At 40.8% G+C, this 12,870-nt stretch carries 11 protein-coding genes; 9 read left to right on the top strand and 2 right to left on the bottom strand.

All coding sequences use genetic code 11. The annotated features are described in order from the left end of the window. The first annotated feature begins 9 nt into the window (after positions 1 to 9). The 9 genes from KXD93_RS09110 to KXD93_RS09070 all read left to right on the top strand — a co-directional run bounded on the left by KXD93_RS09110 (position 10) and on the right by KXD93_RS09070 (position 9,079). Positions 10 to 726 (top strand): CHAD domain-containing protein, encoded by a 717-nt coding sequence (locus tag KXD93_RS09110; protein WP_258136720.1) that lies wholly within the window; start codon positions 10 to 12, stop codon positions 724 to 726. A gap of 188 nt (positions 727 to 914) precedes the next feature. Beyond that, the gene (locus tag KXD93_RS09105) at positions 915 to 2,435 is read left to right on the top strand and encodes a PAS domain S-box protein (RefSeq protein WP_258136719.1); all 1,521 of its coding nucleotides are present in this window, start codon (positions 915 to 917) and stop codon (positions 2,433 to 2,435) included. A gap of 152 nt (positions 2,436 to 2,587) precedes the next feature. Beyond that, on the top strand, positions 2,588 to 2,962 hold the full coding sequence (locus KXD93_RS09100) for a response regulator (RefSeq protein WP_258136717.1): 375 nt from the start codon (positions 2,588 to 2,590) through the stop codon (positions 2,960 to 2,962). 667 nt (positions 2,963 to 3,629) lie between these two features. Continuing rightward, positions 3,630 to 4,103 (top strand): 5-fold beta-flower protein, encoded by a 474-nt coding sequence (locus tag KXD93_RS09095; RefSeq protein ID WP_258136716.1) that lies wholly within the window; start codon positions 3,630 to 3,632, stop codon positions 4,101 to 4,103. 410 nt (positions 4,104 to 4,513) lie between these two features. Continuing rightward, entirely contained in the window at positions 4,514 to 5,554 is a 1,041-nt protein-coding gene (locus tag KXD93_RS09090; protein WP_258136715.1) for a methyltransferase, read from the top strand. A 276-nt stretch (positions 5,555 to 5,830) separates the two neighbouring features. Then, positions 5,831 to 6,697: a DUF808 family protein gene (locus KXD93_RS09085; RefSeq protein WP_258136714.1), complete on the top strand. Its 867-nt coding sequence runs from the start codon at positions 5,831 to 5,833 to the stop codon at positions 6,695 to 6,697. 110 nt (positions 6,698 to 6,807) lie between these two features. Then, on the top strand, positions 6,808 to 7,422 hold the full coding sequence (locus tag KXD93_RS09080) for an RNA polymerase sigma factor (protein WP_258136713.1): 615 nt from the start codon (positions 6,808 to 6,810) through the stop codon (positions 7,420 to 7,422). Next, positions 7,412 to 8,176, top strand: a complete 765-nt coding sequence (locus KXD93_RS09075) for a tetratricopeptide repeat protein (RefSeq protein WP_258136712.1) — start codon at positions 7,412 to 7,414, stop codon at positions 8,174 to 8,176. Before KXD93_RS09080 ends, KXD93_RS09075 begins: the two co-directional genes overlap by 11 nt. A 99-nt stretch (positions 8,177 to 8,275) precedes the next feature. Then, positions 8,276 to 9,079: a hypothetical protein gene (locus KXD93_RS09070; protein WP_258136711.1), complete on the top strand. Its 804-nt coding sequence runs from the start codon at positions 8,276 to 8,278 to the stop codon at positions 9,077 to 9,079. A 20-nt stretch (positions 9,080 to 9,099) separates the two neighbouring features. Here KXD93_RS09070 and KXD93_RS09065 read toward each other — a convergent pair whose 3' ends face one another. After that, a complete protein-coding gene (locus KXD93_RS09065) occupies positions 9,100 to 11,889 on the bottom strand; it encodes a CHAT domain-containing protein (protein WP_258136710.1) in 2,790 nt (929 codons plus the stop codon). A gap of 34 nt (positions 11,890 to 11,923) precedes the next feature. Then, on the bottom strand, positions 11,924 to 12,751 hold the full coding sequence (locus tag KXD93_RS09060; protein WP_258136709.1) for a hypothetical protein: 828 nt from the start codon (positions 12,749 to 12,751) through the stop codon (positions 11,924 to 11,926). Positions 12,752 to 12,870 lie beyond the last annotated feature (119 nt).

Here is a 12,870-nt window from a genome sequence, read left to right as displayed (position 1 = left end):
TCCAGCAATATGAAAAAGAAGACAGCCGTTAAGTATTTTGACCGCGAGTGGAAAGGGATGAAAAGTTGCCTCAAATCTTATTTGAAGATAGGGGAGCAGGAGGACCTGCACAAGTTCCGGGTACAGGTCAAAAAATTGCAAGCCTTGTTGATTTTGTCGGATCAAACGAGCCATCATGCAAAACTTGTCCCCTGTTTTAAGCCGGTCAAAAAAGTTTTTAAACAGGCCGGCGAGTTGCGAAATGTGTATATCGCCGGGGAGTTGACGCAGCGACGCCAGCCGGCTGATAAAGCCGCCCAAAGCTTCCGCTTATTGGTCGATAAACATTTGAAGGACATCAAAAAAGTGCGCCACGAGCTTAAAACAAAATTGAAATCCATCAGAAATAAACAGATCCGCCTATTTTACGAAAGCCAGCTGCGGCAAATAGCACGCGACCTGGCGGCACAGCCATCAGCTGAGTATCTGCATACATGCCGCAAGCGGATCAAAGTGCTGTTGTACAATTATCAGGCGGTCCGGACAGTGGTTGCCATCAGTCTGGATACAGCGTACCTAAACCAGGTACAGGAAACGATCGGTAGATGGCATGATCAAATATTGAGCGTGGGGCTGCCCGATAACGATGCAGCCATCATCGGCCAATTGGAAGAACAACAATGCCTGTTAAAAGCAGCTATCGAGGCTCTAACCAATAATTTCTACCTTCGGGCTACAGGCCACTGAAATCCAGCAGCATCTCTAAACAAAGCTTGTTTCAGGTATCTCTTTAGGCCGTTTCAAATACTTTGATTGCTAATTATTTAAACCGTTTTCGCCTAATCCGCAATCGCCAAATAATGACGCGGGTCATTTTTTTTAAAACCAGCATTAGCTACATTCAAAAGAAATTCGTTGCCTTAAATTAATTGTGAATGTCTGAATATATACATAAAAACCTCATTGAAATGGGATTCGATGTGGCAGAACATACGAATGCAATGTTGGCCTATTGGGACAGAAACCTGGTTTGCAAGTTTGCTAACAACGCTTATAAAACCTGGTTTGGGGTTTCACCCGAAGAAATGATAGATAAAATGAATATCCGGCAATTATTGGGTCCGTTATATGAAAAAAATTTGGTTTACATTGATGCGGCGTTAAAAGGAAAAACGCAGGTCTTTAATCGTACCATAACGCTTCCATCTGGTGAGATCAGAAATTCAAGAGCAAGCTATTTTCCTGATTATAACGGTGGTACAGTAGTCGGTTTTTATGTTCATGTCGCCGATATTAGTCCATTGCACAGCGGAAATCAAAGTAATCGTAACTCACAATCGGACGAACCCGAAGACTTCCTACGGGTACAAAACAAATTTTTAGATGGTGTATTGGAAACCTTGAAGGCATCACTTTTAACTGGTTTTCCGGGAATAACGCGACTTGCAAAAATGCATTTCGTTTCTGAATCGAAGCTTAAACGGGATTTTAAAGAAGAATTTGATTTGACGGTTTTTGCCTATTTCCGAAATCTTCAAATGGAGCTTGCCCACAACTACTTTACAAAAAAAAAGTGTAACAAAAGCCAGATGGCCTTAATGCTTAATTTTTCTAACCCTTCGAATTTTTCTGCTTGCTACAAAAAATTTGTCAAAGAGAACGCTGAAAAAAATAAAATTCTTGAAATTCAAAAGGAGAATGACGAAAGGTACCGCACCTTCATTGAGCAATGTCCAATGGCAATTGCTATGCTTGATAACGAATTGCGCTTTTTAGCAATATCGCAAAAGTGGATAACGGAATTTGATCTGCGTGAGAAGAATCTTATAGGGCAACATGCTTATGATTTGCTTCCGGGATTTGAGTCGAAATACGACGAAATGCTTAAATGGTGCCTGGCTGATAATATTAAAAGCAACAGAGAAGATTTTATAGTAATGGAAGATGGGACACATGCCTGGATGAAGTGGGATGTTCGCCCATGGTATCAACGGAATAAGGAAGTAGGAGGATTAATAGTTCTCGCTGAAAATATTACCGAATTAAAAAATAAGGAGGATGAGAATAAGAAAATCTCGATTATACTAAATAAAACTAGTGAGCTGGCAAGGATTGGTGTATGGAAAAAAAATTTCAAAGTTAATACCGGCATCTGGAGCAAAGTTTTAAAGGAAATTCTTGAAGTGCCTGATAGTTTTGACCCGGGAGTTAACCTCGCTTTAAATTTTTATAAGGAAGGGGATAGTCGTAACCGGGCCAAAAAAATGTTAAAAAACGCCCTGGAAGATGGAGATGAGTTTGATTTTGAAGCCGAAATAATTACAGCTAAAGGCAATTTAAAAAGAGTTAGAGTAATTGGTTATCCTGAAATGTATAACGGGAAATGCGAAAAGATATCAGGCATATTACAGGACATTACCGATTATTTCCATATTTCGAAGTCTTCAACCTCTTAGGATACCCAAGCTTGCAATGGCTTGTGAATTTTACTTTTTAAGTATTTGTTTATCAGTGTCTTCTATAGGTAAAAAAGGGTCTTCTATAGGTTGTTAATTTCAGCCTGCAAAGCTTAATTTCACAAACGTTTGTTGATCTAAATTAGTGCGCCATGAGGAAAAGCATATTGGTTGTAGAAGAGGATAAAGTGATAAGAGAAAATATTTCTGAGCGTTTGACACTTGAGGGATATGATGTCATTAAAGCAGACAATGGCGATAAAGCCATTCAACTTGCTAACGAAAAACTGCCGAATTTGGTAATATGTGAATTAAACCTGGAGGGATTAAGTTGTTACGACGTTTTTTTATCGTTGTTCAGCAAACTATTTGCTAATCAAATTCCTTTTATATACTTCATGACAATTTACCGGGATAAATCCCAGGAAAAGGTTGAATACGTTAGTCTCGAAAATTACCTTGAAAACCGGTTTTATGACCCTAATTTATTTGTCTGCGTAAAAAACTGCCTGGCATTTACACGATAGTTGATACCGGTCGTTATGTTCATATTGATCTGCGGCCTTGTTATATAGCGGATGTGCTCATTCCTGGAAGGATAAAGGGAGGGGCTATTTGGTACAAGCATAATCCTTTATAGATTGAAATGTCTTATAAAGTTAAAAATAGGCCCTTAATAGGTAGGATTGGATTAGCAATACACGGTATTTTTAAACTCAATTTTTCTTAACTATAATTAAATGACAGTAAAATGAAGGCATACATTAAGCGCACTTTTGGAATGGCTATAAATATTTTAGCTTTTGCAGTGATAGTTTTTTTTGGAATTTTGCTTTTTTTCCTCGTGATTAATGCTGCGATCTAAACCAGCGCAACCAGCCCGGTTCCAATATTTCGCAATTTATATCAATAAATTATCCTTTCTTCCCGAAAAGAATATCAACCCAGCCCGTCCAGAATAAATTGATTCCCAAAATCGAATGATTGGGTGCCATTAAGAAGCATAAATAATATGCCGGGTTGTGGCTCATTGGCGCAAAATATTTTTTTGGTAATTTGTCATGCGGTGAAATGGGCCTGCCGTGCTAAGAAGTGATAACGATCACTTCTTAGCATGTTGATGATCAGGGAAATATAAAGTAGGTTGTTGGATTTTTGTGATAAGTAATATTTACTCCCACAAAAAAATTGATCATGAAAAAACTGCATTTATTATTATTAATGGTACTAACGCTTACGACAGGTGTTGTTACCGGCGCACTAGGGCAAACCACGTTGGATTCGGCTCACAAAGTTTTTATTAACGCCAAAGGAGGGATGTACAACCACGGTGGTACAAAACTTGGGTATATTGACAAGAACGGGATTGTCCGGAACAATAAGGGGCAAAAACTATATTTTGTTGATAAGGATGGGAATGTAACCAGTGCCGACGGCACAAAACTTGGAAAGGCTAAAAAGAATGGGGATTACTATAATATAGATGGAGAAGTTGTACTTCAGCTAAAAAATGCCGACGCAGACAAGTGCGAAATTTTAGACCCCAAAGGTCATAGTTTGGGATATGTTCACAAAAATTACAAGCTTCATGCTTGTGCCGCTCATTGTTATTGGTTAGAGCAGGCAAAATTAAAGAAGGAAAAAGAGGCACAACCAAAAACGAATTAAAAGCTCGTTGTCGTTGCTACTGACTCTTATGCTAATTTATTTTAGTCCGGCAGGTCTTTTCATAGCGAAATTCTAGCGGACTCTTTTTAAGACGAAACGCCTGTGGATATTTTCACGGGCGTTTCGGCTTTCTGTCCGTCATTTTTAATTAAATGCAGAACAGGCGATAAAGATACCTGAACTAATTTAGCTAACGGCCCAATTCGCCAATTAGAAGCCAAACCCACGCCCCGTCCATGGCAACTGAACGAGCAAGATTATCGAAACCTTTAGATGAAAATCTGGAGGTTTTTTAGTTAAATATCAAATTAAATCTCCGTATTTTAGATAACCCAATTATTACCAGCCTCTTGTAGCGTTTCCCTGAAGGCACAACCAATTTATTAAACCTGATAATTAATTCAAAAAAAATGGAACAGCAAACTAACCAGCCATCGCCTGAAAACATTATGAAAATTGGCACCGGATTTTGGGCCTCAAAAATTCTTTTGACCGCAGTGAGTTTTCAATTATTCACCAAACTTGCTGAAAAGAAAACGATGCAGGCCAAAGATGTCAAAGACATTTTAGCACTTAAATGTACAGACAGGAATGTTTATGATTTTTTAGATGCTTTAACCGTGTTTGGGTTTTTGAAGCGTGAAGGTATTTTAGATACAGCTGTTTATTCAAACACATCAGACACAGATATATTTTTAGATAAAAACAAGCCATCATATATTGGAGGAATCCTTGAAATGATGAACAATCGTTTATACGGATTTTGGGGTAACCTGGGTGAGGGGTTGCTTACCGGGCTTCCGCAAAACGAAGCAAAAAGGAGTGAGGATTTTTTCGGTCTGATATACAGTGACCCTGAAAAATTAAAGGAATTTACCAATGCAATGAGCGGCATCCAAATGGGTAATTTTATGACCTTTGCTCAAAAATTTGATTTTACAAAATACAAAACGTTAATTGATGTAGGCGGTTCGGCCGGGTTGCTTTCACTTATGGTTGCGAAGCATAACTCCCAAATGCATTGTACAAGTTTTGACCTGCCGCCGGTTGAGCCCATTGCCAGCGCTACCATACAGCAATTCGGGTTATCAGATCGTGTAAAAGCCGCAAGCGGTGATTTCTTCACTATGCCAATACCTGATGCTGACGTTGTGGTAATGGGAAATATCCTGCATGATTGGAACGAAGAAAATAAAATAGCATTAATGCGAAAAGCTTATGACGCACTCCCCGTCAACGGAGCATTTGTGGCTATTGAAGGCATAATAGATGATGAAAGAAAGCAAAACGTTTTTGGTATGATGATGAGTTTGAACATGCTTATTGAAACAGGAACAGGGTTTGATTACACATTTGCCGACTTTAACAGGTGGGCAAATATTGTCGGGTTTAAATCAACCTCACTGCTCCCTTTAGCAGGGCCATCAAGCGCGGCAATAGCATATAAATAAAACCGCGTTAATATTTGCTGTTGACGAAGGGTACTGTAACGATATTCTTAAGCAACATAATTGTCTTCCTCCACTCGTCTCACAATGCAAATCAACAATAAAAGTGTTCGGATTTTAGTCTAAAAACCTCTGATAGCTTTAAAATCTTTTAGATGAAATCCGAATGCGCTTTTTATTTATAACCGTTATGTTTAACTTAATAATTGCCAGATTATATAAATTATAACACAAAACCAGGTTTAATTTATATTTTACAGTCTGCAACAAAAAATAAATATGGCATCAGGTTTTTTTGCGATTTTGGATGATATCGGCGCTTTGATGGATGATGTGGCAGTTACAACTAAAGTGGCGGCAACTAAAACAACAGCCATATTGGGCGATGATTTGGCGGTGAATGCAGAAAAAGCTACCGGGTTTTTATCGTCGCGCGAATTGCCTGTGCTGTGGTCCATCACCAAAGGCTCATTGGTTAATAAGCTTATTATTGTACCCATTGCTTTATTATTAAGTGTATTTTTCCCGTTAGGTGTTAAAATCGCCCTGGTTTTAGGCGGTTTTTACCTGGCTTATGAGGGAGTTGAAAAAATAATTGAATACCTTTTTCATCGTTCAAAAGCGGCACACCAGGTAATTAAAGAAAGTGAACAAAATGACACCGGTGCCGAAAAAGCAAAGATTAAATCTGCTATTACAACCGACTTCATTCTGTCAATAGAGATCGTAATTATTGCGCTGGGGTCGGTCACAGGAAAGAGCCTGGTGATACAGGGAATAACTGTTTCGGTTGTTGCATTCCTGGCAACAATAGGCGTTTATGGCATAGTTGCAATTATTGTCAGGATGGATGATGCCGGCTATAAATTGATTAAGCGCTCTCGCAACAAAGGTTTTTTTTTAATCGTGGGTGTTTTACTGGTTAAATCGTTACCTGTTATTATTAAGCTGTTAGGCGTTGTCGGAACAATTGCTTTGGTCTTGGTTTCAGGTGGGATCTTCGCTCACAATATCGAATATTTACATCATTTATTGCCAAACCTGCCATCAATAGTCAGGGAGTTCATGTTAGGATTAGTTGCCGGTTTGATTGTGGTAGCAATTATAACCGGAGGCAAGAAAACGTTTTCCTTAATAAAGGGTTGATAAGGACCGGTGCTAAGTCAAGTCCGTTGGCGGCTTTACTATTGTTATCCTAATCAAAATAACCTATTTTGGTTACATTCACCCATTCAGTATTTACCAATAACGGATTTATGAAACAAACTGTGTTGAATTTCTCTGACCAGGAGCTAATCGAAACACTTAAAAGGGATACCATCAGCAGTTCGGCCATTCAGTTTTTGTACAGAAGCCATTATCCGGCCTTAAGCAATTATGTAAGGCTAAACCGTGGTTCGGAGCAGGATGCAGAAGATATTTTCCAGGAGGTTATTGTGAATTTTATCGAGATCGTGAGGAAGGAAAAATTCAGAGGGGAGGCAGGCATAGGCACATTTCTTTATTCGTTAAACCGGTTTACCTGGCTAAATGAATTGAAAAGGCGGAACAGGGCGCTGTTGCGCGAAGAGGTTTATGATAAAAAAAGCGGGGTGGATGAGAAAGATGTAAGCCAGTTTTTGGTGGAGCGGGAATCGAAAATGCTGGTTCTGTCGTTACTGGAAAAGCTGGGAGATGTGTGTAAACAAATCCTTACCAGCTTTTATTACGAGAACAAAGCGATGAAGGAGATTTTGCAGCTGGTGAATTTTGAAAATGAACAGGTGCTGCGGAATAAAAAGTATAAGTGTTTGAAAAGTTTGGAACAAATGCTGGCCGCTAATCCCGGTTTGGCACAGCGGTTTAAAAATGCGTTAGAATATGGACAGTAGCGAGCAACAAACAGAGAAAATTACCCGGTACATTGACGGGGAACTTACCGGAGATGAGCTGAAAGACTTTGAACTTTTGGTAAATAGTAATCCGGCGCTGCAATCCGAATTGCAAAACTTTGAACTGGCAAAAAAGGCAGTACGGCATTATGGGTTAAAGCAGCAGGTAGCCCTGGAACATGCAGTTATGATGCGTGAGCTGCGAGGCGGGGCAAATACCCCCGGAGGGTCTAAAATCATACCGTTTTTACGGTATACCATGCGTATTGCAGCCGTATTGCTGGTGATGATTATCGCCGTAAGCACGTACGAATTTTTGTCTGTATCGCCTAAAAATATATTATCGGCTTCAGAGCCTTATGCTTTAAGCATTGAGCGCGGCGCAGAACAAACTTCAGCAATTGAAAAAGCCTATGCCGAAAAAGCTTATCCCAATGTGATAGGTATTTTTGAGAAAGAAACACAGCCGGCAGCAAAAGATGAGTTCCTGGCGGGGGCTTCATTCCTTGCCCTCAACCAGCCTGCAAAAGCTGTCAGGGCGTTTGAGCCGGTAGTAAACGCTTCCACAACAAGTCCATACAAAGAGGATGCGGAATATTATTTGGGATTAAGCTACCTGCAAAATAATGAACCGGCTAAAGCGAAGACAATTTTGGAGAAGATCCACGGGGACAAAGACCACCTGTATCACGACAGGGTAAGTTATTTTACACTATTAAAGGTGGATCTGTTGATGCTTAAGTCGGGGAAATAAACTCATAATTAAAATCTTTTTTACAGTAACCAAAAAAAAAATAAAAAATATGGTTACATCCAATAGCGTAGCGGCTACTAATGTTAAAAGAAACAAATTATGAAAACTTCGAAAAATCAAAACATTAAAATCGCCATAGTTGCATTAGCATTGGCAACAAGTTTATTTAGCTGCAAAAAAGATAGCGGCGTATCGCCATCATCGTCGTCTCCCGCAAAAATCTCGTTTGGACTGAAAGCCGATAACCCATCTTTTTCATTGGCCTCAGCACCGGGGTTAACAATAAACTCAACAACATCTTCTGCCTCGGTCATCAACTGGACAGCCGGTACGGCAAACGTTTCCAAGTTCCAGTTTGAGGCAAAAAAGGCCGGCTCAAAGATTGAAATTGAAAGCACGGGCTTAAAAAATATCAACTTGTTTGCCATCGATCCGTCGTTTTTGCCGGTAAAAATTGATACCGGTACTTACAGCGAGATTGAAGTAAAATTAGTGCTGGCAAAATCCACGTCTGCAGCTATTCCGTTACAGCTTAAAGGTTCGTTCGCCACAGCGGGCGGAACAGTTGTGCCGGTTGAACTGGATGTTAATGACGACCTGGTGATCAAAACAGAGATCAAGAGTGTAGTTATTGATGCCACCACCGATCTGAAAACAACTTTTATGCTTCACCTCAACAAGATTTTCAGCGGAATTACTGCCGCAGATCTTGAAGCAGCAACACTTACATCAGGCACTATAGTAATCAGCAGTACCTCAAATGCTGCGTTGTTCAACAAGGCCAAAGCAAATGCTGTTAATATAGGCGGCCACGAAGTAGAAGGCGAGCACCACGGCCACAATGGCTCTGACGATAACGGAAACGACACCAGCGGAGAAGGCCACAGCGGCGAAGATCACTAGGGTTTAAGAATAAACGATTATTAATTGCTTTTTTTAGACCGGGGATTTTTTAAAAGTCCCCGGTTTTTTATGATCAGTATAACAGCTAAAGCAGTCAGGCTGATTACAAAAAACAATAGATAATTATTGCTCTTTGTTTTTTGAAAGCCGCCGATAACACGCAAATGGGCCCAATATCCGGGTTGTTTTTTTATGCCCGCGATAGCTGCATCGTCCAGGTAATCTATCCGGGCTTGTTGAAGCGCTTTGGTAATGCTGTAGCCACCCTGCAAATAGTGATGTAGTTTTATGGAAATATAGGCTGTGGAGGCATCGTCGGCTTTCCACATGCTGGTGATGATATTGTTACAGCCGGCATATGAAAACGCTCTCGATAGGCTCATTACTCCTTCGCCATTTACCAGCTCTCCTGCACCGCTTTCGCAGGCACTTAATATCACCAGCCGCGTTTTATCCAACTTTAAATTATAGATCTCCGGTAGATAAATTTTATAGCTGATATCGCTATCGCGAAGACCGGGGTAAAACGCAATGAATGATTGATCGGGATTTTTATCATTTGCATACGCGTGGGTGGCTAAGTGGATAAGATTGTAATGAGATGCGGCACTCAAAAATAATTGTTTGGTAGCCTTGATATCATAAACAGTAGTTCCACCCAATGCTTCTACTTCGTTTTTTGAAAATGGCAATCGGGCCCATGTACTGGATTGCGGCGTATTACTAAATGGGGCCATGCCCAGTTTAGTAGTGTAATTGTTGTCAGTCTCTGTGCTGTTTTGTAAAATAGTACACGAATAGTTATAAGTTATCGTGTAGTTGTAAAGCAGGCTTTTCCCTTCGTTGTTTAATAAAAGTTCAAAAGGCAGGTAATTAAGTTCGCCATCAGCAATGATCATAAGGTCGGTTTTACCGGATATAAAATTGTCCGCTGGTTTTATTAGTTGCCTGTATAAATCCTGCAAAGGAAGGCGAATTGCCCGGCTGGTATTGCCGGTGCGATATTGCACCTTTTTGTAAACGTCCTTAAGTTCCGCGTAAAAAGCCGGACTTAATGGCCTGGTAAAAAAATCAAATTTATCTTTTGTGATGACGAAGCACAGCAGGCTGTTATTGGTTAGGTGATACGATAAAACAGCGCTTTCGCCAGGGATAGTTTTTTGAAGTTTTGCAGCATCTATCCCTTTGCCGGCAATTTTCCTGACATCGTTACCAGCCAGGCTGTTTATTTTTCGTTGCACAGCCATCAACCGGATAGAATTATTGTTAAGATTCCGCCGGGCGCTCGTCAGTTTAATGCTGTCTGTTTGGGTCGAGGCTTGTAACGCCGTACGCGTAATACTTTCTTTCAGGGATTTTTCCTGCATTAAAAGTTTATTAGGTACACCACTTATCGCCTTATGCTGCGATTCTTCAAGGTAGAGCGATAGCGTATTGGCCTTATTTTCTTCGTCAAGCACGAAGGCTTGTGTTATATATTGCCTATTTTTAGTGAGGGAATATAACCGGAGGCAGATGGCAATTGGCTGCTGCCGCGATGCATACTTGCGGTCAGTTATCAGCATCCTCGATTCATCTGTTTCATAAAAACGCTGAATATGATCTGCCAGCCGATAAAAGGCAAGGTACGCCTGCAGGGCCGCTTCCAAATCTTTGATGTTATTGTTTTTGTTGTATAGTTGCTCAAACGCGTTTGCTTTGGCCAACAAGGTCTCCAATATTTCTATGCCATTAAAAGCGGTGTTAAAATTGGATGGATTGGTGTACATATCAACCGGTTTAAACCCCGGGAGTAAATTAGTTAAGGCCAGTTGGTAATAACCCATGGCTTTTGCCGGCTGGGATTGCCGCACATAAACATCCCCCATATATTTCAAAGTAATGCCGTGATCGCTATTTTGATGCGATTGGTTTAACCGGGCGTTTAGGCCAATGGCCTGCCGTAGGTAACCAAGCGCATTACTGTAATCTTTTTGCGCAAGGGAGGCTTTACCCAAATCGTTTAGTTTTTTTTGATCCTGGTATTTTACCTTTTTTAACCAGCTTATAGCATCTGCGTTTAACCCCATCGCCAGGTAAACTGCGCCGATGTTGTGGTACAATTTATCCGTCTCAAAGTTATAAGGCAATGTTTCTTTATAAAGCTTCAGCGACTCGTCATACCTTTTTAATTTACGGTATGCCGATGCCAGGTTGCTTTTGTAGGCCACCAATAAAGCGTTATCCACTCGTTTATTGGCCAGCAACGTGTTAAGCGCCTTTTGATAATAGGTAACGCTTTTGTTGTAATTGCCCGTGGAGTAGGCGATCACGCCCAGCGTGTTATATAATCTTTCCACCTCGCTTACCTGCGGGTATTTTTCTGCAATGATAAGTGCCTTATTGTACAGGTTCTCTGCCGAATCCAGGTGGTCCTGCTGGTAAAAGCTATTGCCGCAATAAACCAGCGGTTTAAACAATGCTGAGTCGGGTATACCCGGGGTATTTTCTTTCAGCCGGAATGCTTTTTTAAAATAAGGGATCGCCTCATTGCTGCGGTTAAGGGCCTGTAAAAAAGCGCCGGTGGCAATGTATGTTTTTAGCAGGAAAGGAGCATCGGTATTATTTACGGTTAGCAGGCTGATGACTTTATTATACGCTTCTAACGCTCGCTTGTCGGTGTTGTCGGTAGGTGAAGGCAGATTAGAAAGTTTTTCGGCTTCCTGGTAAAGCTTTTTGTATTGGGGTAATTGTTTTTCTGCAGCACTTGCCGGCAGGATAAGCAATTGCAATCCTAACAGCAGGCTGAAAAAAAACCGGGCATAACACATGGGTGAAATATACCCAAAAATTGGCCAATAGAAGTTAACGGCTTACTACAATTATACAGGGTGGCCGCGGTCTTGCCGGCCGTTTGGCATTCGTCGTCAGGCTGGCCAGCACGGGTGTATGGGCCGGGTTAATTGTTGCAACCTGGTTTGTGTTGAATATTATCTGCTTTCTTTCAGCTATCAGGTCGGTAAGGTATTGTGGTATTTCGCTTGCGGTGCGATAAAAATATATTTTTATTTCCAGTCCGTTCAACGCCTTGCCGCTGTTATCATTCATTCGGTAAGCAAGTTTAACTTGCTGCGTGGCACCGGTATCTATCCCCTGATTACGCACAGTTAAGGCCAGGTTTATTTTTGCATCGGCCCCATTAACTATAATGCCGGCATTTTTGCAACCGCCCGACTCGTCAAATATATTAGAACCGCCAGGGCCGGGTAATGCCAGTTTCGTGTCTGCATTGTAGATTGGCGCTGCAATGCTATCGCCCGCTGAAAGATTATAGATCTTGTCCTCGTAATTAATGCCCGATATAACCACCGTAGAAGTTTGCGCATTGCCCGTTGTTGGCGTAAATGTCACTTTATATTTTAAACCTGTTTCACTTTTGTTGGCGTCGATCTCGCCGGTAGACTCATCGATCTTTAACCCATCAGGTACGGCAGAATAGGTGCCGGACTGGGTTTTAACAGGTTTAATTAAAGCTGAATTGGCCTGGATAAAAAACAACGAATCAGCATAAATGCCTTTAGCAGTGGTACCGCCGTTATTGCCAGTTGTACCATTTGGCGTTGATTTGTCTTTTTTACACCCTAAAAAAAGGTAAATACAAGTGACGATAATAATGAATGCGCTCTTTCTCATCTTAAATTCCGCCGCGGTTAACGATTTCAAAGTTAGTAAACACTGTGGTGACTAATGTAACCAACGCCATTGATTATTTATAATGGATACGGGAATTATTAACGTTGGGTTGTTTGAAG

This window comes from Mucilaginibacter phenanthrenivorans (genome assembly GCF_024721155.1).
GTDB classification, from domain to species: domain Bacteria; phylum Bacteroidota; class Bacteroidia; order Sphingobacteriales; family Sphingobacteriaceae; genus Mucilaginibacter; species Mucilaginibacter phenanthrenivorans.
Note: the sequence above shows the minus strand (reverse complement) of the source record. Positions and strands in the feature narration are given on the sequence as shown.